This window comes from Sphingomonas soli NBRC 100801 (assembly GCF_001591025.1).
Lineage (GTDB): Bacteria > Pseudomonadota > Alphaproteobacteria > Sphingomonadales > Sphingomonadaceae > Sphingomonas > Sphingomonas soli.
Genome location: NZ_BCTZ01000026.1, coordinates 1 through 24,277 on the forward strand (window position 1 = coordinate 1; position 24,277 = coordinate 24,277).

Below are 24,277 nucleotides of genomic sequence, written 5' to 3' on the forward strand. Positions count from 1 at the left end.
GGGGGGCCCAGCCCCAGACGGTATCGCTGGAGGCAAGCCCCCTCCGTCAGCCTGCGGCTGCCACCTCCCCCTCCGGGGGAGGATTGTAGTCGCATGCTTGACGTCGCCGCTCTTCCCGAGGCTCCCTGGCCCGATCATGACTGGGAAGACCTTGCCATCCGCGCCGCCGAGGCCGCGGTGCGCGAGACGCCCTATGCCGAGTGGATCGATCACGACGCGACGATCGAGATCGCGGTCCGCCTGACCAGCGACGCGGAAGTCCATACGCTCAACAACCAGTATCGCCACAAGGACAAGCCGACCAACGTGCTGTCCTTCCCGATGATCCAGCCCGATCTGATGGAAGCGGTCACCGCGAACAGCGACGATGGCGAGGTGCTGCTGGGCGATATCGTGCTCGCCCACGGCGTCTGCGTGGCCGAGGCGGCGGAGCGCGGGATCAGCGTGGAGGACCATGCGACACACCTGATTGTCCATGGCGTGCTGCATTTGCTAGGCTATGACCATCTGGGCGACATGGAAGCCGAAGCGATGGAGGATATGGAGCGCGCCGCGCTCGCCTCGCTGGGGCTTCATGACCCCTATTTGATACGCGAGGACTGAACGAAACCCATGCCCGAGGGCCAGAGTAGCACCGCCGACGCCGAGACCAGCGAAGGCTCCAGTAGCGGCGGGATATGGCGATCTCTTCGCGCCCTGTTGTTCGGGGAAGAACAGGGCGAAACGCTGCGCGACAGGCTCGAGGACGCGATCGACGAGCATGAGGAGGATGGCGGCAAGGCGCCCGCGGGCGATCTCGCCCCGATCGAGCGCCAGATGCTGCGCAACCTGCTCCATTTCGGGGAGCGCGACGCCGGCGATGTCGGGGTGCCGCGCGCGGATATCATCGCGGTCGACGAGACGACTCCCTTTGCCGAGCTGCTCCAGATCTTCGCCGAGGCCGGGCATAGCCGCCTGCCGGTTTACAAGGACGCGCTCGATACCGTCACGGGCATGATCCACGTCAAGGACGTGTTCGCGATCCTCGCCAAGGGCGCGCCGCACCCGGAGACGCTGGCCGGGCTGATCCGCCAGCCGCTCTACGTTCCGCAATCGATGGGCGCGCTTGATCTGCTCGCGCAGATGCGCTCGACCCGCACCCATCTCGCCGTCGTGCTCGATGAATATTCGGGCACCGAAGGCCTGATCACCATCGAAGACCTGATCGAGGAAATCGTCGGCGAGATCGAGGACGAGCATGACGAGGCGCCGGCCGCGCTGCTGGTGCCAATCGATGGCGGCGGCTGGGAGGCCGATGCCCGCGCCGAACTCGAGGATGTTGGCGAAACCGTCGACGCACGGCTGGCGGAAGTCGATGAAGACGTCGAGACCATCGGTGGACTCGCCTTCGTGCTGGCGGGGCATGTGCCTCAGAAGGGCGAATGCCTGACGCATGACAGCGGCTGGAAACTCGAGATCCTCGACGCGGATTCGCGCCGTGTCACGCGTTTGCGGCTGCATCCCCCCGAGCAACTGGCGGAAGTCGAAGAATGAAGACCTGGCACAAGATCACCCTGGCATCTCTTGGCGTCGTCGCGGTTGCCGGTGGCGGCGTCGCCTACTGGATGACCCGGCCCGACGTGGCACGCATAGCGGAACTCGATACCACCGGGCGCGCGCCGGTAATGACCGAGACGCGCACCCAGAATTTCCCCACTGTCAACATCGCGCAGGCAACCGGCTGGCCCGCGGGTGCCAAGCCGCAGGCCGCCACCGGCCTTCAGGTCGTTGCCTTTGCCGACAAGCTCGATCATCCGCGCTCGCTCTATCGTCTGCCCAACGGCGATGTGCTGGTGGCGGAGGCCAATTCGCCGCCGCGCGAAGGTGGCGGAATCACCGGCTGGGTGATGGGCAAAATGATGAAGAAGGCCGGTGCGGGCGTGCCGTCGGCAAACCGCATCACCCTGCTGCGCGATACCAATGGCGATGGTGTGGCCGATCAGCGTTCCGTGCTGCTCGATGCCGCTACCGGCCTCAATTCGCCCACCGGAATCGCACTGGTCGGCAACTGGCTTTATGTCGCCAATACCGACGCGCTGGTTCGCTACCCCTTTAAGCCGGGCGAGACGAAGATCAGTGCCAAGCCGGAGAAAATCTTCGCGCTGGCCGGCGGCGGCAATCACTGGGCACGCAACCTCGTCGCCTCGGAAGACGGAAAGAGCCTGTTCGTCGCGGTCGGATCATCGTCCAACATCGCCGAGAACGGACTGGAGGCGGAAGGCGCGATCTACGCCACCAAGGGCAGGCCGTCGCAGATGGCAAGGCTTGGCGACGCGACCAAGGGCGCACGCGCGGCGATCCTGGAGATCAACCCCGAGACCAGGACCGGGCGCGTCTTCGCATGGGGCCTGCGAAACCCCAACGCCATGGCCTTCGAGCCCAAATCGGGCGCGCTGTGGACGGTGGTCAACGAGCGCGACATGCTGGGGTCGGACATGCCTCCGGACTATCTGACTCAGGTGGATATGGGGACATTCTACGGCTGGCCGTGGAATTACTGGGGCGGATATGTCGACAAGCGCGTGACGCCCGAGCGGCCCGATCTGCGCCAATATACCCGCCGGCCCGATTTCGGGCTGGGTGCGCATACGGCACCGCTCGGCCTCGCCTTCGCCGCCGACGCGAAGCTTGGCGGCGCTTACGCCAATGGCGCATTCATCAGCCTCCACGGATCATGGAATCGCGAGCCGGTGACGGGCTACAAGGTCGTCTTCGTGCCCTTCGGCGACAACGGCTTTCCTGCCAAGGATGCCAAGCCGATCGATCTGCTCACCGGATTTCTCGGCAAGGACAACAAGACCGCGATGGGGCGGCCCGTGGGCGTGATCACGGATGCGACCGGCGCGCTGCTGATCGCGGACGATGTCGGCAACACGATCTGGCGGGTGAGCACGAAATAGTCGGTCATCCCGGCAAAAACCGGGATGACGCGTATCGCTATTTCAGCAGCTTGGTGGCCCCGCCCAGCAGCTTTTCGCGGATCTTGCCCGCGAACAGCGCCAGCATCGGCGGCAGATCGACTTCGGCATGGACCTTGTCGTCGAACACCTCGAGCCGGCAGCCCAGCTTCTGCCCCATCACCGCGATGGCGAAATGCAGCGTATCGCCATCCCAGCGCTGGTCCACCGTGGCGGCGCCGGGGATAACCTCGGCGATCTTTCCGATCCCGCCGTCAAGACGCGCGCGCGCCGCCTCGCGGCCCAGCTTGTGCGGGATATCGACCTTGACCGGATCAGCCATCAGCTTGCGAACAACATTGCATCATCGGCAAACGCCTTGAACTCCAGTGCGTTGCCGCTCGGATCGCGGAAGAACATCGTCGCCTGCTCGCCAATCTGCCCTTTGAACCGCACATGCGGCGCGATGCCGAACGGCACGCCCGCCGCTTCTATCCGCGCGGCCAGCGCGTGCCAATCGTCCATCGTCAGCACCACGCCGAAATGCGGGACCGGCACGTCATGCCCGTCCACCGCATTGCTCGTCTCCACCGGCTTCGCGGCGGGATCGAGATGCGCGACGATCTGGTGGCCGAACAGGTCGAAATCGATCCACTGATCGGACGAGCGCCCCTCCGGGCATCCCATGATCCCGCCATAGAATGCCCGCGCGGCGGAAAGATCGTGGACGGGGAATGCGAGGTGGAAGGGGCGGAGCATTGTTGCCGTGTAACTTATCCTCCCCCGGAGGAGGAGGATATTGTAGGCACGCCGCATGCTCGCACGCATTTCCCGCTATCCCCGCACCATCGCCTTCGCTGCCGGACTGGTTTCCGCCACGGGTTTCGCCCCGCTGAGCCTGTGGCCGCTCGCGTTGATCTGCTTCGCGGTGTTGCTCTGGCTTGTCCATCAGGCGCCCAGCCTGAAGGCCGCGCTGCTGCGCGGCTGGCTGTTCGGCGTCGGCCATTTCACGCTGGGCAATAACTGGATCCAGCACGCCTTCGATTATCAGGACAAGATGCCGCCTGCGCTCGGTTACGTCGCGGTGGTGCTGCTCGCGCTGTACCTCGCGGTCTATCCGGCAATGGCCGCGGGCCTCGCGTGGCGGTTCCGCCGCGAGACGCCCGACCTCGCTTATGTCCTCGCCGCCGCCGCCGCATGGATCGCCACCGAATATCTGCGCGGCACGATGTTCACCGGCTATCCGTGGAGCCCGCTCGGCGTCCTCTGGCTGCCGGTGCCCGGCATCGCCCAGCTAGCCGCGTGGCTCGGCACCTATGCGCTGTCGGGCATCACCCTTCTCGTCGCCGGCACGCTCCTGCTCGCCGCGCGCCGCAGCTTCGCCCCCGCCGTAATGGTCACCGCCACCTTCGCTGCCGCCGCGCTGTTCCTTCATCCCGGCGTGCCCGCGTCCGATCCCGGCCGCCCGCTGGTCCGCGTCGTCCAGCCCAATATCGATCAGCAGGTCTGGTCGCAGCCCGATGCCACGCAAAAGGTGCTCGCCAGCCTGATCTCGCTCAGCGGCGTGCCCGGCGCCGTCCCCCGTCTGGTCGTCTGGCCCGAGGGGATGGTGAATTACTATATCGAGGACGGTTATCCCGACCGCCGCTTTTACTATCAGGGCGATCCGCGCTGGGTGCGGGGGCGCATCGCCGCGATGTTGGGCCCCAAGGACATGGCGCTGATCGGCGGCAACGCGCTGTTCTTCGACCAGCAGGGTGAGTTGAGCGGCGCGGGCAATTCGGTCTGGCCGGTCGATCCCTCGGGCATGCTCGGCACGCGCTACGACAAGGCGCATCTGGTGCCGTATGGCGAATATCTGCCGATGCGCACCCTGCTCGGCCCGCTCGGCCTTGCCCGCCTCGTCATGGGCGATGTCGATTACGTCCCTGGCCCCGGCCCCGCCGCGATCCCCGTCCCCGGCTTCGGCAATGTCGGCGTGGCGATCTGCTACGAGATCATCTTTTCCGGATCGATCGTCGATCGCGCAAACCGCCCCGATCTGATCTTCAACCCCTCCAACGATGCGTGGTTCGGCAGATGGGGGCCGCCCCAGCATCTGGCGCAGGCGCGGCTGCGCGCGATCGAGGAGGGGCTGCCGATCCTGCGCGCCACCCCCACCGGCATCTCGGCGGTGATCGACGGCAAGGGCCGTCTGCTCGCCAGCGTGGCCGCCGGCCAGCAGGGCGCCGCCGAAGTGCCGCTGCCCGCTCCGCTCGCGCCCACGCTCTTCGCGCGGCTCGGCAATCTCCTCGCGCTCGCCGCCGCGCTGGTGTTCGTCGTTTCCGCGATTGCACTGCGCCGTCGCACTCGCTAGGGAGCACATATAAGGAAAGCTTTATATGGCATGGCAACGGCCGGCTTTCCTCCCATCCGCTAGAGGAAGATCATGCGTTCCAACTATCTCTTCACGTCCGAATCGGTTTCGGAAGGCCATCCCGACAAGGTTTCCGACCAGATTTCCGACGCCATCGTCGATCTGTTCCTGAGCAAGGACCCCGAGGCGCGCATCGCCTGCGAGACGCTCACCACCACCCAGCTCGTCGTCCTCGCCGGTGAAATCCGCGGGCGCGGCATCATGGACGAGGCCGGCAACTGGGCGCCCGGCGTCAAGGAAGAGGTCGAGAAGACCGTCCGCGATACCGTGAAGCGAATCGGCTATGAGCAGGACGGTTTCCACTGGGAGAGCCTCCGCTTCGAGAACAATCTACATCCCCAGTCCGCGCACATCGCCCAGGGCGTCGACGCGGGCGAGAACAAGGACGAAGGCGCCGGCGACCAGGGCATAATGTTCGGTTTCGCCTGCGACGAGACCCCGGATCTGATGCCGGCGACGCTCGATTACAGCCACAAGATCCTCGAGCAGATGGCGGCGGACCGCCATTCGGGCGCAGCCCCGTTCCTCGAGCCCGACACCAAAAGCCAGGTCACCCTGCGTTTCGAGAATGGCAAGCCGGTCGCCGCGACCGCCATCGTCGTCTCGACCCAGCACGCGCCGGGCTATGACCAGGGCGAGAAGGAAGCCGAGCTCCACGCTTATGTGAAGGGCGTGATCGCCAAGGTCCTCCCGGCCGAGCTGCTTGGTAACGAGACCGTCTATCACATCAACCCGACCGGCAGCTTCGAGATCGGTGGCCCGGACGGCGACGCCGGCCTCACCGGCCGCAAGATCATCGTCGACACCTATGGCGGTGCAGCCCCGCACGGCGGCGGCGCCTTCTCGGGCAAGGACCCGACCAAGGTCGACCGTTCGGCGGCATACATCACCCGCTACCTCGCCAAGAACATCGTCGCCGCCGGCCTCGCCAAGCGCTGCACGATCCAACTCGCCTATGCGATCGGCGTCGCCAAGCCGCTGTCGCTCTATGTCGACACCCACGGCACCGGCACCGTCGGCGACGACAAGATCGAGGAAGCGATCGGGAAGATCGAGAAGCTCGGCGGCATGACCCCGCGCGGCATCCGCACGCATCTCGGCCTGAACAAGCCGATCTATGCGAAGACCGCGGCCTATGGTCACTTCGGCCGCAAGGCAGAGGGCGACTTCTTCCCGTGGGAGCGCACCGATCTGGTCGACGATCTCAAGGCCGCACTCGGCCTCTGACCTGATCGTCAGCGAACACGATAAAGGGCCGGGGAAGCGACTTCCCGGCCCTTTTCGCTGCCCGCTACACCGCCAGCGCCATGATTCCGGGCGCGATCGCGCGCCAGCCTTCGCTCGATATCAGAAAGGGCGTCGCAACGTGGATCGGGACAAGCAAAGCCGCCACCCACCAGGTCGCTGGATGAACGCGCCCCAGCGTGCGCCGGTCGTGCAACAGCAGCGCGATCAGGAATAGGTCCGCACCCAGGTTGGGCAGCAGATCGGTCCACGGCACGGCGGAGGGCAGCACGATCAGCCATCGCGACAGCGCAGGCCCGACAAGGCACAAAGCAGCGCCAAAGGTGAAGCGCCGGTGCCAGTCGGGATGCCGCGTCACCGCCGCGATGCTGGCGGTCATCAGGATCGCGAACGTCGCGATATCGACAATATTGAACAACGTGGAATCAAACGGATGCGCGTCCCCGCGCGCCATCCGCCCGCGCACCGCCGCGATCGAAATCGCCAGGCCCAGCGGCACCATCAGCGCCGACAGCGCAATCCCCGCCAACCCCCATTCGCGATGCCGCGCCGCCCGCCCCAGCGCCACCAGCCGGGTCTGCCACGCATAAAGCAGCATCCATCCGAAATAGGCGGCGGCATGCAGATGCAACATCAGGCTAAAGCTGCGCCCCCGTGGGAGCGGGCTGAAATAGGTAAAAAAAGAAACTCGCCAGCACCAACGCGAGCATCAGCAACGCGCTATTGGCAAAAAATCGCGTCCGCACGCGCAGCGTGCTTTCGTCGCCCATCGCTTCCCCCGGCGCAACAGGTCTCACGCCTGCTACGCAGTTCAGGGTATCGCCATCCTGCGCGCCGGTCGATGCCCAACGCCGGCGCCGGGTCAACCCGAAGCCGGCGCCTTGGCTCAGATCACGCCCTGCGCCAGCATCGCATCGGCGACCTTCACAAAGCCCGCGATGTTCGCACCGTTGACATAACTGATGCTGCCATCAGGCCGCTCGCCGTGGGCCAGGCAGCTATTGTGGATGCCGCGCATGATTTCGAGCAGGCGCGCATCGACCTCCTCGCGGGGCCAGGACAGGCGCATCGCATTCTGGCTCATTTCCAGCCCCGATGTCGCCACGCCACCCGCGTTGCTGGCCTTGCCCGGCCCGAACAGCACGCGCGCGGCCTCGAACGCTTCGACCGCTTCGGTGGTGGAGGGCATATTGGCACCTTCGGCCACGCAGACGGCTCCGTTTCCGATCAACACCTTGGCCGCATCGCCATCCAGTTCATTCTGCGTCGCGCAGGGCAAGGCCACGTCGCACGGCACGACCCAGGGCTTGATCCCGGCTTCGAAGCGCGAGCCAGTGCGCTCGGCATAATCGCTGACGCGCCCATAGAAATTATTCTTCACGTCCTGGAGCACCGCCAGCTTGTCGGGCGTAAAGCCGTCCGGCTCGATGATCGTACCGCTCGAATCAGACGCAGTAACGACAATTGCGCCCAGTTCCATCGCCTTTTCGATCGCATATTGCGCAACGTTGCCCGAGCCCGAGACCGCGACACGCAGCCCTTCCAGCGAGCGGCCCGAATGCAGCAGCATCTCCTGCGCGAAATATACGGTGCCATAGCCGGTCGCCTCCGGCCGGATCAGCGAGCCGCCAAAGCTGAGGCCCTTGCCGGTGAACACGCAGTCCGAGCGATTGGTGAGCTTCTTGATCATGCCGGCCATGAAGCCGACTTCGCGCGCCCCCACGCCGATATCGCCCGCGGGCACATCCGTATCCGATCCGACATGGCGGAAAAGTTCACTGGCAAATGCCTGGCAGAAGCGCATCACTTCGCCCGGGCTCTTGCCCTTGGGATCGAAATCGCTGCCGCCCTTGCCTCCGCCCATTGGCAGCGTGGTGAGCGCGTTCTTGAAGGTCTGCTCAAAGGCCAGGAACTTGAGCACCGAGAGATCGACCGTCGGATGGAAGCGTATCCCGCCCTTGTATGGCCCGATCGCCGAACTGTGCTGGACCCGGTAGCCGCGATTGACATGCGTATCGCCGCGATCATCCACCCAGGAGACGCGGAAGATGATCACACGCTCAGGCTCCACCAGTCGATCGAGCAGCGCATGCTCGGCATAACGCGGATTGCGCTGCACATAGGGCCAGATGCTGTGAAGGACTTCGGTCACGGCCTGCATGAATTCGGCCTGCCCCGGATTGCGGGCAGCGATCGCCTCGAGGTGATCGTTCAAATTGGTATTGGGCAACCGCGTCTCCGTTCCTATTTTTCGCATGCCCCTAGAATGTGAGCAGGCCATCAAGCCAGATAATTTCATTATCGGGCGCGAACGGGATACTTTCCCACTGCGAAGCTCGGGATAAATCGCCCGCAGCCGCCCCCCGCTTGCGCTTCGCGCGGCGAACGCTACGGACCGCGACGATGAACGATCCGACCACCATCCGCCGGCTTTATGGCCGCAGCACGGGACGCAAGCTCCGCATCGGCCAGGCTGCGCTGGTCGAGGAATTGTTGCCCGAAGTCAGCGTGCCCGATGACGGACCGATCGACGCGCAGAGCCTGTTCGGCGACGATCGCCCGCTCGAATTCGAGATCGGCTTTGGCGCCGGCGAGCACCTAGCCGGCCAGGCGGCGGCGCGGCCGGACCATGGCTTTATCGGCTGCGAGCCGTTCCTCAATGGCGTGGTAGGCGCGCTGATGCATATTCGCGACGAGGAACTGGACAATGTTCGCCTGCATATGGGCGACGCGCTGACCGTGCTCGAGCGACTGCCCGACCAGAGCCTCGACCGGCTCTATTTGCTCCACCCGGACCCATGGCGAAAGGCGCGGCACGCCAAGCGGCGCATGGTCAATCACGGCCCGCTCGACATGATCCACGCCAAATTGAAGCCCGGCGCGGAGTTCCGGCTCGGCACCGACGATCCGACCTATTGCCACTGGTCGATGATGGTGATGAGCCAGCGCCGCGACTTTGAATGGCAGGCCCGGACCGCCAATGACTTCCTGACCCGCCCCATCGACTGGCCCGAAACGCGCTATGAGCGCAAGGCGCGCAAGGCGGGCCGCGAAGTCTGGTATTTCAGGTACACCCGGATCTGACGCCCCCCGGGGACTCAGGCCATATAGCGATCGAGGAAATCCTGGTGGGCGGGCATTCCGTCCACTGCGCGGCGGATATTGCCCTTGAGATCGGCCAGCGCCCCACGAAGCTGGGCATCGCCGAGCAATTGACCCATCTGGTGCCACGCCTTGGGCTCGAGCCGCTGGCCAAGCATTACCTGCACCCAGCTGTCGATCCGGAACAGATCGTCGGGGGTCTGCCAGGCATGGGCATTCTCGCGGAACATCTCGATCCGCTCGGCCAGCGAGTCGGGGATCGGCATGTCGCGGCAATGGCGCCAGAAGCTGCTGTCGTCGCGCTCGGTGAGCTTGTAGTGGAGCACGATGAAATCGCGGATGCGCTCCAGCTCGCCGCGCGCCAGTTCGTTGTAGCGGTCGATCAGCGGCTGGTTTAGCCCCGCGAACGGGAAGAGCTGGATCAGCCGCGTCACGCCGATCATGAACAGATGGATGCTTGTCGATTCGAGCGGCTCGACGAAACCACTCGACAGGCCGAACGCGACGCAATTCTTGTCCCAGACCTTGCGGCGCATCCCGGCCTTGAAGCGGATCGGGCGGGGCTGAACGAGGATTTCGCCCTCGATGCTCGCGTGGAGCGTCTGCTGCGCCTCGTCGTCCGACATGAACGCGCTGCACCAGACCAGCCCGTTGCCGACGCGGTGCTGGAGCGGGATGCGCCATTGCCAGCCGGCGGTGTGCGCCATCGCCCGCGTATAGGGTAGCGCGGGGCCGACCGCTGCGGTCTGGATCGGCAATGCGCTGTCCGTGGGAAGCCAGTTGCTCCAATCCTCATGCCCGGCCTTTAACGTCTGCTCGATCAGCAGGCCGCGAAAGCCGGTACAGTCGATGAACAGATCGCCCTCGACGCGCGCGCCGCTCTCCAGCACGATCGCATCGATATGGCCGCTCTCGGCATGTTGCTCGGCCGTGGTGATCTTGCCCTCGATCCGCCGCACGCCGAGCTTCTCGGAAAAACCGCGCAGGAAGCGGGCGTAGCGGCCGGCGTCCAGGTGATAGGCATAGTTGATCTGGGCGTTCTCGCCGGTCGCGAACTTCTCGCCGAGCGCGGCCTGTAGCTCGAAGCAATAATCGCCGAGATCGCCGGCATAGCCCTGTTCGCGGGCGTGGAGCCAAAAATGCTGGAAGTCGCCCATCCAGGTGCCCTTCCCCACCTGGCCGAAGCTGTGGATGTAGCGATCGCCGATCCGCGCCCAGCCCTCGAACGAGATGCCCAGCTTGAAGCTGGAACCCGTCTCGCGCACGAACTCGCGCTCATCGATACCAAGAAACGCGTGGAAGGTCCGTGCGGTGGGGATGGTCGACTCCCCCACCCCGACTGTGCCGATCTCCTCGGATTCGACCAGCACCACATCGAGCAGCGGCCCCAGATGGCGGACGAGCGCGGCGGCGACGACCCAGCCTGCCGTGCCGCCCCCGGCGATCACGACGCGCTTGACGAGTTGTTCGGGCACCGCGCTTCTCCTCAGCGATTCAGTCGGTTGAGCAGGTTGGCGCGCAGCCGTCGCGCCCTGGTTTCGTCGAGCGGCGCCAGATTGCCCTGCGCCGCCTCAGGCAGATGCGCGGCCGGGCGATCTGCGGGGCCGAAGACATAATAGTCGAACAGCGCGCGCCACGCGGCCTTTTCGGGGTCGGGCCGGTCGCGCAGGCTCAGCATCGCGTGGAGCACGGTGTTCTGCGGATTGTCCATGAAGGCGGGACTTGTGTTCCACCAGTAATTGACAAGCACGTTGAACGGCGCAAGCGCCTCGACATGGTGCCACCAGAGCGCGGGATAGAAGAGCAGATCGCCGGGCTCCAGCTCGGCTACCTGCGCCGTCTCCAGCGCGTCGCGAAAGCGCGGATAGCGAGCGAAATCGGGGTCGCGGAAATCTACCATGCTGACCACCTGCCCGCCGGGCGTCGGTTCCAGCGGCCCGGGATAGAGGTTCGCGACCTGATCGGGCGGGAACAGTGTGAAGCGCCGCCGGCCCGCCACGCAGCAAGCCATGTTGTGCGACATGTCGTAATGCGCGCTGGCGATGGTGCGGTTGCCGATCCAGATGCTCACGATCGGCGGGTTGGCGGCGAACATCGGGTCATTCAGCGCGAGATCGTTCTCCCCGCGCAGGCCGGGGAGGAAGAGATTGAGGTCGGTCGATCCCATGTAGAAGCTGGGTCCGGCTTCATCGGCGGCCGCCAGACGATCAAGGAACGCGCCCAGCGGCTCGCGGCTGGCGGCATAGTTCATGCCGGTCACGTCATCATTGTAGAAGAAGCGCCCGCCAATCTCCGGCGCGCCGGCATAGACAGTAACCGGGCGTTCGCCCTCGAAGCGCTTGAGATAGGATATCGCCGCGTCTGGGGATTCCAGGCCTGCCCTTACAAGCGGCCAATCGCGGGCAATGCCGCGCAGGATCACCGGCTGCTGCCGTTCCAGCATTCCGGCATAGGGGATCGCATCCGCCGCGATCCCCTCGATCACCGCGACAGGCGCGAGGCTCATACCCGCCGCCGCTTGCGATCGACGAGCCGGGCTACGTTGCCCAGCGACGCGGCGGCAAACATGGCAAGCCGCAGATAGCCGGCGCGATTGAGCTGTTCGAGCGTTGCGCCATCGAGCGCCGCAAGCCGCCCGGCATCGATCATCCAATAATCGGCGAAGCGATATTTGCGCTCGTCGCTGATTCCGATTTCCAGGTCGATCGGCCGGAGCAGCTTCGCCGTTTCAAACGCCGCGAACATCGGCCCCGCAGCCTCATGCCCTTCATAGAGCGTCCGCAGCGTCTGGGTGACATGCGTCAGATAGGGGGTGTTCCCCCCATGCGGCAGGAACAAGGGCTCCCCCGTCGCTCCTACGCGCGGATCATCGAGATCGATGTGGACCTTCACCTCGGGCTCTTCGCCCTCGCGACGTTGCAACCCGATGGAGAAGGGGCCGCGCCGCTGGATCGCGGGGACGTAGAACGCATCCCACCCCTCTCCATCGAGGAACAGATTTTCGTCTCGCTCAAACCCCAGCAGCACGACCGCCTGGAAAGCGCCGGCGTCGTCGCGATTGAACAGGATCGGATATTCGCGCTGCGCTTCCTCGAACTCGGTGGGGAAGATCAGCATCTGATTGACGCTGTCGCCATGCTCGGCGGCATGGCGCACCGCCACGCGCAAGTGCTGATGGTCCACATTATCGAGCAATACGCGATTGGTCATGCAATTCGGCCCGTCAGCGATGGCGGCATCTTGGGACAAGCTGCGCACCGGCTCAACCTGTTCTAAGGAAAAAGGCCGCTGCGAACAGCGGCCTTCCTCCCCTTTTCCTTTCAGCCTGCGGCTCAGAACTTGAACCGTGCCCCCAGCAGGAACCGGCGATCCAGCTCCTGCGCGTACCACAATTGGGATTCGCTGCGAGCATAGGTGCGCACATTTTCCTTGGTGAGGTTGATGCCTTCCAGCGTCACCGTGATGTTCGGCGTGATGTCATAACCGATGGAAGCATCGACCTGGCCGAACGCCGCAGTGAATTCCGGATTGCGCGAGCCCTGGCGGTTGATGCCCGAAAGGAACTTGTCCCGCCAGTTATACGCCACACGCGCCGACAATCCGTTCTTTTCATAGATTGCCGTCACGCTGAACGTATCGCTGAGGCCCAGCAAGGCGAACTGATCCTGTGCCGGGTTGGAGCCGATATTGAACCCGACATCGCCGCGCACCAGCGTATAGGCCGCCGCGACGCCGAAGCCGGTGTTGCCGAGGAAGTACTGCCCGGCCAGCTCGACGCCGTAAATCTCAGCATCCTTGTTGTTGATCGGCTGCGCCACCAGGAACTGGTAAAGCGGATCCTGCGCATTTGCAGTGACGTCGCGCGTGTTGTTGATCGTCTGGATATAGGCGGGATCCAGACGGCGGTTCACCGGATCATAATTCGCGTTGAACTGCGCAACTGCTGCGGCAACCGAACCGGTTGCATCGATCAGCGCCGTCATCACGAACAGATTCTCGTCGCTGGTATCCACGCCTAGACCGGTAAGCGCAGTCCGCGCCGATCCCGAACGCGAGCCAGCCTGTCCCGAGCTCGGATCACGCAGGCCGAACAGGCTCTGCGTGGTCTGCCCGCGACCGATGAAGTTCTTCACGCGCTTGTCGAAGAACGCGATCGAGAGATAGCTGTCCGGCTTGAAATACCATTCCAGCGACACATCGAAATTGTCCGAAATCAGCGGCTTGAGGCGGGCGTTACCCGAATTTCCGCTGGGCACGCCGCCATTATAGGTCGGCCGCGGCGGACCGCCCACCGTGGTTGCGGTAAACAGATCGCCATAGTTCGGCCGGGCGATCGTCTTGCTGTACGAGACGCGCGCGACAAGGTTCTTGGCCGGCTCGAAACGGAAATCGAACGACGGCAGGATATTGTCGTACCGGCCGACATCGTCGAGCGTCACCAGATTGGTGCCGTTCACACCATAGACGGTGAAGTCATTGTCCGAAACCCAGCGGATGCCAGCTGGCGTATCGTTGACCGAAGTCGAGCGCGACTTGGTCTTCTCGTAGCGTACACCCGCGACCACCTGGGCAGGGATGCTGCCGATATCGCCGTTCCACGTCACCTGGCCATAGACCGACCAGATATCCTCGCGGACCCGGTTGTTCTGGTTGTTGGTGTTGCCAACGGCATTGCCGAGCCCGGCATAATAAGGCGACAGCACCGAATAGATCTTGCTGGCGTTGCCCCGGAAGGCGGTTTTCGAATCCGGATCATTGCCCGGATTGAAATCCTGGAACTTGCACTCGAGACAGAAGGTGGTGAGCGCACCGGGCACGCGCTGATTCACGTCACCCGGAGCAGCGATGCCCCAGTCGCCCAGCGTCTGCTGGGTGGCCGTGAAGGTCTGGCGCATATCGGTCTTGCGATAGTTGGTGCCGAAATCGAACCGGCTGCCGCCCCCGACGTCCCAACCGAAATCGGCCCGCAATTCCTTCACCGTCTGGTCCTGCCGGGAGGTGTAGGTGCGACCCACCTGCGAGCCGACGTCGTTGACCGTCAGCGTGCGGCCCGCCGGCAGGGTGATGTCCTGCTGCGGAATGAGGCCGCTATAATCGACCGAGTGCGAAGCCACGACATTGGCACCCATGCCGACCAGCGTCGAGCTGGCGCCATTGGGGTTGTCCGGACGGCTCGATGCCTTGCTGTAATGGCCGTCGATCTTCGCGGTGAAGGAATCGGTGACTTCCCACTCCATGTTCAGGCCATAGTCCTGAAGCCGGCCGCGCTGCGCGCGCGACTGGGCTTCGAAACCTTCGTCCTTGGTGCCGCCCAACGTCTCATGGAGATAGGTCGCGGTAGCGACCGTCGGGTTCTTGTCGAACCGGACTTCATCGAACGGACGGCTGAACCAGTTGGAAAGATCCGAACGCTCTTCGCTCTGCGAGTTCTGTGCGAACAGCGCATCGGCGGTGAACGTAAGCCCATCCATCGGCCTGAACTGCACCACCGCCTGGCCGTTGATGCGCTCACGCGTACCTTCGGCATAATGGTAGCGGCTGTCGTTCGGGATCGCGACCAGCGTGTTGGGGCTGCTCGGCGCGTTGACGACGACCGTGCAAGTGGGAAGCGCCGCGCCCGCGCAGGCACCGCCCGAACGCGCGAAGCCGCCGGTCAGGAAGGTGCTGTACGGGATGATGTTCCAATCGTTCGACGTTGCCGCGATCGACGTGAAATTGCGCTTCTGATAGCTGCCGAACAGCGAGACGCCGAAGGTTTCCGAAGGATCGGACCAACTGACCACGCCGGAGAATTCGGGCGTGACCTTCGAGCCGCAATCAAGGCACCCTTTGACGCTGGTGTCATAGACCGCCTTGGCGCCGACGCTGCCGGTGAAGCCGGCCTGCCCATCGAGCGGACGCCTCGTGACGACGTTGATCGTGGCGCCGATACCACCCGAGGGGATCGCCGCACGACCGGTCTTATAGACTTCAAGCGTGCGCACACCTTCCGAAGCGAGGTTGGAGAAGTCGAACGAACGGCTGGTTCCCTGCGCCCCGTCCGAATTCTGGTCGCCGCCGACGACGGCGACGTTCGAAGTGGCAAGCTGACGACCGTTCAGCGTGACGAGGTTATAGGTCGGCCCGAAGCCGCGAACCGTGACCAGCGAACCTTCGCCATTGGTGCGGTTGATCGACACACCCGGGATGCGCTGGAGCGACTCGGCCAGATTGGTATCGGGAAACTTGCCGATATCCTCTGCAGAGATCGCATCGACCACGCCGTTCGAACTGCGCTTGATATCGATCTGGCGGCCAAGGCTGGCGCGGAGACCGGTGACGACGATTTCCTGCCCGTCATCGGGCGGCGGCGTCTGATCCTGGGCATAAGCGGCGGCCGGCGCGAGGAAACATGCAGCGAGCGCGATTCCGGATGCCGAACGAACGAGCGATGGCACAACCCGATTGCTTTTCATTACCCTCTCCTCCCGGCGAAAAGACACCGCCAGATCTGCTTATCAGAGCCGCATTCTGTGGCGGCTCGGTGACAACGCTATCATTGCCTGACAACGTTATCAATTATAAATCTTCACGTACTTGCACCAATGCGGTCGTAATATTGTTGCGCGTGTGGCGGCGCGGAACGCCGCTATTTAATCTGGACCCAAACCGGCGCGTGGTCGCTGGCCTTCTCCCAGCCACGCACGAAGCGGTCGACCTCTGCTGCTTTCAGTCGTTTTGCGGCGGCCGGGTTGAGAAGCAAATGGTCAATACGCAGCCCGGCATCGCGGGCGAAGGCGTTCCGGAAATAATCCCAGAAGGTGTAGATCGTCTCGCCGGGGTGCAGGTGGCGGAGCGCGTCGGTCCAGCCCTGATCCACCAGGCGGAAATAGGCTGCCCGTACCTCGGGCGCGAACAGGGCGTCGTCTAGCCAGCGCTCCGGCTTGTACACGTCCAGATCGGTGGGCATCACGTTATAGTCGCCCGCCAGCACCACCGGCGCATCCATCGTCGCCAGCCCGGCGGCATGATCGATCAGCCGCTCCATCCAGCGCAGCTTGTAGTCGAATTTGGGTCCGGGCCTGGGATTGCCATTGGGGAGGTACAGCCCGGCGACGAGCACACCGCCTATCGCTGCCTCGATATAGCGGCTCTGCACATCCTCGGGGTCTCCCGGCAGCCCGCGCCGCGTTTCCACGGGATTGCAACCCCGCGCGAGGATCGCGACGCCGTTCCAGCTCTTCTGCCCCTGCCATATGGCACCATAGCCGGAGTCGCGTATGGCAGCCTCGGGAAACTTTTCGTCCGGGGCCTTGAGTTCCTGCAGGCACACCACATCCGGCTGCGTCTGGGCGAGCCAGCGCAGCAGGACGGGCAGCCTTCCGTTGATTCCATTCACATTATAGGTCACTATGCGCATCTTGCTTGATGCGCATAGCTTGCGATCGGTTCCCTAGAGGCCAGCGATCCACCGGCGTATCGCCTCCGTATCGCCCATATCGCCCGTCCAACGATGCGTCGGCTGGACGGGCTCGTTCGATCCGCGCTTGCGATCGCGATACACCTTCATCGGGATCCAGACCCGCGCGCCGCTAGGCTGGGCCTGTCCGCGTATCTCCATATAGAGCGTGTCTGCCGAGGTCTCCTGGCCGACCTGAACCGCGCCCAGCGCCGTGAGCAGATCAACGGCGTCGAGACATGCGGAGGCGCAGCCGAAATCGGTTAACACGAACGCCTTTGCCGTAACCTTCGGATCCAAAGGATTGGCGGGTGGAGGAACGTCCGCGGCTTGACGCCACAGCTTATCGCCGCGCTCGCGCGCGCTACGAAGCCCGGCTTCGATCGCGACCACCCATTGATAGGCTTGCTCGTTAGACGCGCGCGTGCGGGTGAAGCGCTCCACATAGCCGGTCACCGTATTGTAATTGGCGTCGGACGTCCGCCAGTCCACCGCCGTATCCGGTACCGCGCGATCAGCGGTTGCGGCACCCCATAGCGAGCTCGCCATCGCGTTGGTCCAGGTCGAGGAGCCGCCGCCATTTCCGCGCAGATCGAACACCATCCGCGGCGCGCTGCGGATCTCGGGCGCCCAGCGGTCGACCTCCTTGGTCATCGCCGCCAGAGCGCGGCCCTGTTCGGTTTCGACATTGCCATCAAAGCTCCCCGCGTTGATCCAGACAGTACCGTCGCCAAGCCGCTCGATCCCTATGCCGGTGGTGAAACGGGTGCCGGTTGCCGCGGCCAGCAACTCACTCCGCCGCTCCGCCGTGAGCGGGCGCCAGTTGAGCTTCACCGTGCGCCGCGCGCCTTTCACGGCGAAGCTGCACGTGCGGATCGTGGGCAGCCAAGGATTGTCGGCCGGCAGCAGAAGCGCACCACTGTTCGCCTCGCGCCGGCTTCGCAGCACCCAGCGGCCGGAGAAGCGCCCGATCCGATCGGCTGCAAGCGAATCCGCCGCCTGCCCGTCGCACCGCTCCAGTACTGCGCCTGCGGGCACCGCTGCTTCCTCGCTCGAGACGACGACATGCGCATCGCCGCGCAGCGCAGTGACGATCCCGGCCCAGCGATAGCGCCACGGATAGCTGTTCACCTCCGCTTGCGCGGCCTCGACGCCGACATGGCCGTCATCGAACGCGGCAGTCAGCTCCCGCAGCGCCCACACATAATGCGGAAAAGCGGCGGCAGTGCGCGCGCGATCGAGGGCGCGGGCATAAGCGCGATCGAGCCGAGCAGTGAAACCGGGGTCCTCCGCATTGACCGGCCCGGGATGCGAATCCATCACCGCGTCGCGAAAGGCCGTCGCGTCCTCGCGCAACCGCGCGGCCCAATCGGCGGGCGGCGGCGATACTCCCGGCGCGGATTGAAGCAACAGCAAAGCAGCGAGCAACGACATTCAGTTCCCTCCCTGAAGCTGATGCCGCATATTTGGCCTGCGCCATACCCGCCAGCCCTCTGCGCGCAAGATTCGTCGAAACGGGCGGGTTCGCGATTGGTTAGTCAATTCTCAATCCTCCCCGGCTAACCCTATCCGCCAATAGGGTCATGCAGGGTTTGACGTGAGCGCATTCGGACGACGCAGCGGTTTGGGGGGCGGTACGGGCGGGCGGCCGGCCTTCGGCGTGGCGCGCCCGATGCAGGGCGGCAGCGCGCCTCGCCCCGCGGATCCCCTTCCCATAGGCGGTGAGCAATTCCCGCCGATCAACGTGCCGCTTCCCGGCGCGGGTGCGGCCCCACCGCCCCCGGAATCTGCGCCCGAACGCGATACAGGCGGCAACAGCCTCGCTAATTCCGATGCGCTTCAGCGCCTTGCCGAGCGTCAGGCAGCCTCGGGCGATGCAGGCAACAGCCGCGTCGAAGGCTTTGAAGCATCGATCCACCGGATCAAGGAACAGGTGCTCCCGCGCCTGCTCGAACGCGTCGACCCCGAAGCTGCCGCCACGCTCACCAAAGACGAGCTGGCCGAAGAATTTCGCCCGATCATCGGCGAAGTGCTCGCTGAGCTGAAGCTGACGCTCAACCGCCGCGAGCAATTTGCGCTCGAAAAGGTGCTGGTCGACGAACTTCTTGGGCTGGGGCCGCTCGAAGAACTGCTCGCCGATCCCGCCATTTCGGACATCATGGTCAACGGTCCGGAGCAGACCTATATCGAGCGCAAGGGCAAGCTTGAGCTCGCGAATATCAGCTTCCGCGACGAAGAGCATCTGTTTCAGATTGCCCAGCGAATCTGCAACTCGGTCGGCCGCCGAGTCGACCAAACCACCCCGCTCGCCGACGCCCGCCTGAAGGACGGTTCTCGCGTCAACGTCATCGTTCCGCCGCTCAGCCTGCGCGGCACTGCCATATCGATCCGTAAATTCTCCGCCAAGCCGATCACGCTCGACATGATGGCACAGGGCGGATCCATGTCGACCAAGATGGCGACAATGCTCAAGATCGCCGGCGCCAGCCGCTTCAACATCGTCATCTCGGGCGGCACCGGCTCGGGCAAGACGACGATGCTCAACGCCATCTCGAAGATGATCGATCCGGGCGAGCGCGTGCTGACGATCGAGGACGCGGCCGAACTCCGGCTGCAGCAGCCGCACTGGCTCCCGCTCGAAACGCGCCCGCCAAACCTGGAAGGTCAAGGCGAGATCAGCATCCGCGATCTGGTAAAGAACGCGCTGCGTATGCGCCCCGACCGGATCATCCTGGGCGAAATTCGTGGCAGCGAGTGCTTCGACATGCTCTCTGCCATGAACACCGGCCATGACGGCTCGATGTGTACACTTCACTCCAACAGCCCGCGCGAAGCGCTGGCGCGTATGGAGAACATGGTGATGATGTCGGACATCAAAGTGCCCAAGGAAGCGATCTCGCGCCAGATCGCCGATTCGGTCGACCTGATCATCCAGGTGAAGCGCCTGCGCGACGGTTCGCGCCGCGTGACCAACATCACCGAGGTGATCGGCATGGAAGGCCCCGTCATCGTGACGCAGGAGCTCTTCAAGTTCGAATATCTGGACGAAAGCGCCGACGGCAAGATCATCGGCGAATATCGCTCGATGGGCCTGCGCCCCTATACGCTCGACAAGGCCAAGCAATATGGCTTCGACCAGGCGATGCTGGAGGCGTGCCTCTAGGGCACGACCGACATCGATCCGGTCCAGCAAAAGCTGGGCGATGTCGATGGGAGCCACCTCGCGATGGCTCCCACGACATATGCGGATTACTTGAAGACTTCGGTCACACCGTTTTGCAGCGTGAACGCCCGCAGACAATGGTGGCGTCCACCGGCCAGCGCCCACGCATATTTCGTACCGTCGCCGACACGAACTTTGCGTTCTTCACCCGGCTGCAGATCACCGGTCGAATAAAATTCACCGCTCGCCTTCTTGGCGAGAATCACCATGCGGTATTTGCCTTCGTTCCTGAAAGCGGACCGGAAACTGGAGACGGGGTTGATCGGGTTGGTCTGCTCCCAACCCTTCATCATCGTGACGCAGCTTGCCTGAACATGCTGATTCGGAATGACAACGTCGACCACCTTCGCATTCTGAGCCACGCCCGGCATTGCCGTCATCGCCAGTGCAAACGCGCCCGCTATTATAATCTTACGCAAATTATCCTCCTCCGGAGATGACCCTCATTGCTGAGAAATATCCATTATATTACTATAAAGGCTGTATATTTTCTCCCAGCAAGAAACCTAGTAAGGACCTTAACCTTAATATCAACTGTCAGAATTTTCGTTTCTTATAAGTAATGATATTACAATGCGTTAGGCGCCTCCCCAGCGAGCCGGAACGGCGCTAAACTTCAGCTATGCTGCCATTTCTCCTCGCCCTTCAGGTCCCCGTTCTCGCGCCCGAAAGCGAAGCGCGCTGGGTGCCGTTTGAGCTGACCGCGTCCAACCAGATTCGCTTCACGATGCAGGTGGAAGGCCGCGACGCGCGTGCTGTGCTCGACACCGGCGTCAGCACCAGCCTGGTCACGCGCAGTTTCGCGGGTACGCTCGGGCTAAAGCCCATCAAGAAGGGTCGCGCGGCGGCGATCGGTGGAACTGTCTCGATCGAACTGGCCGAGGCCCCCCGCGTTTCGTTCGGCGGGCTCAGCCGCAGCGGCGGGCGCATCGCGATCGCCGACATGCCCACGCTCACCGGGCTCGCCGCCGACATCTATATCGGTGCCGATCTGCTCGACTGCTGCGCGCTCGACATCGATTATGCCGCGCGCCGATTCCGCATCCTGCCCAGCGGGCGGATGCCGTTCACCGGAGACACCGCACCACTCGCGCGCACGCGCGGCGCCGGCGTATATGTCACCCAAATCTCGATCAACGGGCGGCACCTGCGCCCGATTCTGGTCGATACCGGCGACGGTTCCTCGCTCACGCTCACCCACGAATCCTGGGCAGCGGTGCGCCCCGCCAGCGTCCGCCTCACCACCACGCTCGGCTATGGCGCGGGCGGCGGCGTCGTCAACGACATGGCAATCCTGCCCGGCATCACGCTGGGCGGACGCGAGAGCGGCGAGGCCGAGGTCCGGATCGAAGCCGCCCATGGCTATTCGCAGACGACCGGCATGGCGGGCCGGATCGGCACCGGCCTGCTGCTCGGATATCGCGTCCTGCTCGATCCCCGCGCCGGGCGAATGGTGCTTCGGAGCGATCCGGCAGCGCCGACGGTGGTGCGCTCGACCAGCGGGATGCTGGTCAACTATGCGTCGGGCCGGCTGGAAATCCTCCACGTCATGCGCGGTTCGCCTGCCGAGGCGGCGGGCTGGCGTGCGGGCGAGCGGATCTGCGCCGCCGATAACGTTCCCATCCACACCGATGTCGCGGCCGATGGTCAGGTCGACTGGACGATCGGCCCGCCGGGCAAGCTGGTTCGCCTCAAGGATTGCGACGGCCGCGAACGCCCGATCACCCTCGCCCAATTCTATTAGCGCAGGTGCAACGCCACGCTGGTCAGAATCAGCGCCGCGAGTAGCGCCAGCACCTGGATCAGCGGCCAGGGCATCAGCCCGATCCGATCCATGTCGCTTCGCCGCTTGCGCTGGTGCTCGCCGAACCCTGCGATCACCGCGACCAACAAAGCGATGCCCACGCTCGTCCATAATTCCTGTTGCATCGAGCGCCCGTTTCCCCGCACTTGCCGGAGGGATATCTAGGGAGAGAAGATCGATGCGCCAGCCTTATGCTTTGCTTTCCGCCGGATTAGCGGCTCTCGTCATCGCTGGAGCAACGATCGGCAACGCACCGGCTCCGGCTCCCCAGCAGGACAAGGCTATCGAGGGCGCGGTCGCCTCTGTCGGACGTACGGAAGCCAATCGCGCGCGCGATCCCTATCGCCATCCCGTGGAGACGCTACGCTTCTTTGGCGTGAAGCCCGGCGATACGGTGGTCGAGATATGGCCCGGCGGCGGCTGGTACACCGAGATCCTTGCCCCGCTCACCCGCGAAATGGGCACCCTATATGCCGCTGCGCCGTGGCCGGGCGGGTTCAGAGGAGTCGATGCGCTCCAGGCCAGGGATGCCGGCGCTTATGGGCATATCAAGAAGGCCGCATTCCCAGCAGCGGACGATCAGCCCCGCGTGCCCGATGGCAGCGCCGACATCGTGCTCACCTTCCGAAACGTCCATAACTGGAAGATGGGCGAGCAGGACAAGTCCGCCGAAGCCTTTGCCCAGATGTTTGCCATGCTGAAGCGCGGCGGCATACTGGGCATCGAGGATCACCGCCTGCCGGAGAGCGCGAGCAGCGATCGCGAGCGGAGCAGTGGCTATCTGAAGGTATCGACCGTACGCGCGGCTGCCGAGGCTGCCGGCTTCAAATTCGTCGGCGCGTCGGAAATCAACGCCAATCCCAAGGACAGTGCTGATTGGCCCGATGGCGTCTGGACCCTGCCGCCCACCTATCGACTGAAAGATGTGGATCGCGCGAAATACGCCGCAATCGGCGAAAGCGACCGGATGACGCTCAAGTTCGTGAAACCGTGAGCAAATTGGCGGGAAGAAGGGCGCGTTAACCATTCCGGGCTTAGCTTGCCCTCATGCCTCGCCGTATCCGATCTTTGCTGTCCGTCCTTCGCGAGGAGGTGGATAACTATGCCTCCACAAGTGAGGAGATCGCGACCCGCACCAACCTGCTTGCGCTCAACGCCGCGATAGAAGCCGCGCGCTCGGGCGAGGCGGGGCGCGGCTTCTCGGTGGTGGCGCAGGAAGTGAAGGCGCTAGCCCAACAGGCGCGCGGCGCATCGCACGAATTCCGCTCTGAAGTGGGCGACCGGCTGGCGAAGGGTGCGAGCATCGCCGATGAGATGGTCGCCGAGATCGAGAGCAGCCGCCTGGTCGAACTTGCCCAGGCGCTGATCCAGAACGTTACGCGCCACCTGTACAGCCGAAGCCTCGACCTGCGGCTGATGGCGTCGGACGCCGAGGTGATCGCAGCCACACTGGACCCTTCAGCGCAAACTCTGGCAGCCGGACAGGCGCGGGTGGAGCTGCTGACCGCAACCTCTCCTTATTACGTCACCGCCTTTGTCGCCGATGCCGAAGGTCGCGTGACGATGTGTTCGAACCCGCAAGCGCGCGTGCGCCAGACCAACCTTGCCGATGCAACCCAGTTCCGTAAGGCTATGGAAAGCTGGCGGAGCACCGATTGGTTCACCGATGCAGTGTGGCAAAATCCCTGGTCGGACAATCGCGCCGTTCTGATCTTCGTCAGCGGCATCCGTGCACGCGGGGCCGAAGGCACTCCCGCAGGCGCATTCTACCTCGAATTCGATTGGGAGAGCCATGTTCAGGCGATGATCTCCGATCAATCGCTGTTCGGCGAGCGCGATTGGGCCCGCACGCGGATCAGCATCGTCGACCAGTCGGACCGCGTCGTCGCCGATTCTTCGGGCTCGCGTTACGGCGAGATCGTCCCCCTGCCCGCCAATGCGGTACGCGGCGCAGAGTTGCGCGGCGATTCGACGATCGCCTTTGCAACCGCGCAGGATTATCTGGGCTTCGACGGTCTGGGTCTGCGCTGCGTGATCGAGCAGAAGACGCTGACCATCGACGAGATCGACGCTGCGCTGGGCGGCCTCCGGGCCCGCAACACGCGCCGCTAAC

Annotated in this window: 23 protein-coding genes; 10 read left to right on the plus strand and 13 right to left on the minus strand. The window is 64.2% G+C overall.

From position 1 onward, the window contains the following. Positions 1 to 93 precede the first annotated feature (93 nt). Genes ybeY through SSO01S_RS16260 form a run of 3 tightly spaced genes read left to right on the plus strand, consistent with a single transcriptional unit; the run spans position 94 to position 2,939 of the window. Positions 94 to 603 carry an rRNA maturation RNase YbeY gene (gene ybeY / locus SSO01S_RS16250; RefSeq protein ID WP_066801198.1) on the plus strand — a complete coding sequence of 170 codons (510 nt, stop codon included), beginning with the start codon at positions 94 to 96 and terminating at the stop codon, positions 601 to 603. A gap of 9 nt (positions 604 to 612) precedes the next feature. Beyond that, a complete protein-coding gene (locus SSO01S_RS16255; protein WP_066801200.1) occupies positions 613 to 1,533 on the plus strand; it encodes a hemolysin family protein in 921 nt (306 codons plus the stop codon). Beyond that, entirely contained in the window at positions 1,530 to 2,939 is a 1,410-nt protein-coding gene (locus SSO01S_RS16260; RefSeq protein WP_066801202.1) for a PQQ-dependent sugar dehydrogenase, read from the plus strand. The genes SSO01S_RS16255 and SSO01S_RS16260 overlap by 4 nt, the downstream gene beginning before the upstream one ends. A 37-nt stretch (positions 2,940 to 2,976) precedes the next feature. Here SSO01S_RS16260 and SSO01S_RS16265 read toward each other — a convergent pair whose 3' ends face one another. Further along, positions 2,977 to 3,279 carry a polyhydroxyalkanoic acid system family protein gene (locus tag SSO01S_RS16265; RefSeq protein WP_066801208.1) on the minus strand — a complete coding sequence of 101 codons (303 nt, stop codon included), beginning with the start codon at positions 3,277 to 3,279 and terminating at the stop codon, positions 2,977 to 2,979. Then, entirely contained in the window at positions 3,279 to 3,695 is a 417-nt protein-coding gene (locus SSO01S_RS16270) for a VOC family protein (protein WP_066801210.1), read from the minus strand. Before SSO01S_RS16270 ends, SSO01S_RS16265 begins: the two co-directional genes overlap by 1 nt. 55 nt (positions 3,696 to 3,750) lie before the next feature. On the opposite strand from SSO01S_RS16270, the gene lnt reads away from it, so the two are divergent. Both lnt and metK read left to right on the plus strand, forming a co-directional pair. Further along, positions 3,751 to 5,292: an apolipoprotein N-acyltransferase gene (gene lnt / locus SSO01S_RS16275; protein WP_066801212.1), complete on the plus strand. Its 1,542-nt coding sequence runs from the start codon at positions 3,751 to 3,753 to the stop codon at positions 5,290 to 5,292. A gap of 72 nt (positions 5,293 to 5,364) precedes the next feature. Beyond that, positions 5,365 to 6,579 (plus strand): methionine adenosyltransferase, encoded by a 1,215-nt coding sequence (gene metK / locus SSO01S_RS16280; RefSeq protein WP_066801214.1) that lies wholly within the window; start codon positions 5,365 to 5,367, stop codon positions 6,577 to 6,579. 64 nt (positions 6,580 to 6,643) lie between these two features. Here metK and SSO01S_RS16285 read toward each other — a convergent pair whose 3' ends face one another. The 3 genes from SSO01S_RS16285 to gdhA all read right to left on the minus strand — a co-directional run bounded on the left by SSO01S_RS16285 (position 6,644) and on the right by gdhA (position 8,827). Then, complete coding sequence (locus tag SSO01S_RS16285) at positions 6,644 to 7,231, minus strand: hypothetical protein (RefSeq protein WP_066801216.1); 588 nt, start codon at positions 7,229 to 7,231, stop codon at positions 6,644 to 6,646. Positions 7,232 to 7,235: 4 nt separating this feature from the next. Continuing rightward, positions 7,236 to 7,367 (minus strand): hypothetical protein, encoded by a 132-nt coding sequence (locus tag SSO01S_RS18015; RefSeq protein ID WP_281178711.1) that lies wholly within the window; start codon positions 7,365 to 7,367, stop codon positions 7,236 to 7,238. 116 nt (positions 7,368 to 7,483) lie between these two features. Beyond that, positions 7,484 to 8,827, minus strand: a complete 1,344-nt coding sequence (gdhA, locus tag SSO01S_RS16290; protein ID WP_066801219.1) for an NADP-specific glutamate dehydrogenase — start codon at positions 8,825 to 8,827, stop codon at positions 7,484 to 7,486. A 173-nt stretch (positions 8,828 to 9,000) separates the two neighbouring features. On the opposite strand from gdhA, the gene trmB reads away from it, so the two are divergent. Continuing rightward, complete coding sequence (gene trmB / locus SSO01S_RS16295) at positions 9,001 to 9,681, plus strand: tRNA (guanine(46)-N(7))-methyltransferase TrmB (protein WP_066801221.1); 681 nt, start codon at positions 9,001 to 9,003, stop codon at positions 9,679 to 9,681. Positions 9,682 to 9,695: 14 nt separating this feature from the next. On the opposite strand, the gene SSO01S_RS16300 is transcribed toward trmB, so the two are convergent. From SSO01S_RS16300 to SSO01S_RS16325, 6 genes are all read right to left on the minus strand, one after another. Beyond that, a complete protein-coding gene (locus SSO01S_RS16300; RefSeq protein WP_066801223.1) occupies positions 9,696 to 11,174 on the minus strand; it encodes a tryptophan halogenase family protein in 1,479 nt (492 codons plus the stop codon). A gap of 11 nt (positions 11,175 to 11,185) precedes the next feature. Further along, complete coding sequence (locus tag SSO01S_RS16305; RefSeq protein ID WP_066801231.1) at positions 11,186 to 12,205, minus strand: cupin-like domain-containing protein; 1,020 nt, start codon at positions 12,203 to 12,205, stop codon at positions 11,186 to 11,188. Then, on the minus strand, positions 12,202 to 12,909 hold the full coding sequence (locus SSO01S_RS16310; RefSeq protein ID WP_066801234.1) for a SapC family protein: 708 nt from the start codon (positions 12,907 to 12,909) through the stop codon (positions 12,202 to 12,204). The genes SSO01S_RS16305 and SSO01S_RS16310 overlap by 4 nt, the downstream gene beginning before the upstream one ends. Positions 12,910 to 13,031: 122 nt before the next feature. Beyond that, positions 13,032 to 16,154: a TonB-dependent receptor gene (locus SSO01S_RS16315; protein ID WP_066801236.1), complete on the minus strand. Its 3,123-nt coding sequence runs from the start codon at positions 16,152 to 16,154 to the stop codon at positions 13,032 to 13,034. Between the two features lie 173 nt (positions 16,155 to 16,327). After that, positions 16,328 to 17,098 (minus strand): exodeoxyribonuclease III, encoded by a 771-nt coding sequence (gene xth / locus SSO01S_RS16320; protein ID WP_066801239.1) that lies wholly within the window; start codon positions 17,096 to 17,098, stop codon positions 16,328 to 16,330. 33 nt (positions 17,099 to 17,131) lie between these two features. Next, complete coding sequence (locus SSO01S_RS16325) at positions 17,132 to 18,571, minus strand: S41 family peptidase (RefSeq protein WP_066801242.1); 1,440 nt, start codon at positions 18,569 to 18,571, stop codon at positions 17,132 to 17,134. A gap of 163 nt (positions 18,572 to 18,734) precedes the next feature. On the opposite strand from SSO01S_RS16325, the gene SSO01S_RS16330 reads away from it, so the two are divergent. Beyond that, positions 18,735 to 20,300: a TadA family conjugal transfer-associated ATPase gene (locus SSO01S_RS16330; RefSeq protein WP_174520801.1), complete on the plus strand. Its 1,566-nt coding sequence runs from the start codon at positions 18,735 to 18,737 to the stop codon at positions 20,298 to 20,300. A gap of 86 nt (positions 20,301 to 20,386) precedes the next feature. Here SSO01S_RS16330 and SSO01S_RS16335 read toward each other — a convergent pair whose 3' ends face one another. After that, on the minus strand, positions 20,387 to 20,779 hold the full coding sequence (locus SSO01S_RS16335) for a hypothetical protein (protein ID WP_157073829.1): 393 nt from the start codon (positions 20,777 to 20,779) through the stop codon (positions 20,387 to 20,389). Between the two features lie 203 nt (positions 20,780 to 20,982). Between SSO01S_RS16335 and SSO01S_RS16340 the strand changes: the two genes are divergently transcribed. After that, complete coding sequence (locus SSO01S_RS16340) at positions 20,983 to 22,104, plus strand: aspartyl protease family protein (protein WP_066801248.1); 1,122 nt, start codon at positions 20,983 to 20,985, stop codon at positions 22,102 to 22,104. On the opposite strand, the gene SSO01S_RS16345 is transcribed toward SSO01S_RS16340, so the two are convergent. Continuing rightward, positions 22,101 to 22,289 carry a hypothetical protein gene (locus SSO01S_RS16345; protein ID WP_066801252.1) on the minus strand — a complete coding sequence of 63 codons (189 nt, stop codon included), beginning with the start codon at positions 22,287 to 22,289 and terminating at the stop codon, positions 22,101 to 22,103. The two genes, SSO01S_RS16340 and SSO01S_RS16345, sit on opposite strands and share 4 nt — an antisense overlap. 53 nt (positions 22,290 to 22,342) lie before the next feature. On the opposite strand from SSO01S_RS16345, the gene SSO01S_RS16350 reads away from it, so the two are divergent. Next, positions 22,343 to 23,158 (plus strand): class I SAM-dependent methyltransferase, encoded by an 816-nt coding sequence (locus tag SSO01S_RS16350; RefSeq protein ID WP_066801256.1) that lies wholly within the window; start codon positions 22,343 to 22,345, stop codon positions 23,156 to 23,158. A gap of 74 nt (positions 23,159 to 23,232) precedes the next feature. After that, the gene (locus SSO01S_RS16355) at positions 23,233 to 24,276 is read left to right on the plus strand and encodes a methyl-accepting chemotaxis protein (RefSeq protein WP_281178712.1); all 1,044 of its coding nucleotides are present in this window, start codon (positions 23,233 to 23,235) and stop codon (positions 24,274 to 24,276) included. Position 24,277: the final 1 nt, after the last annotated feature.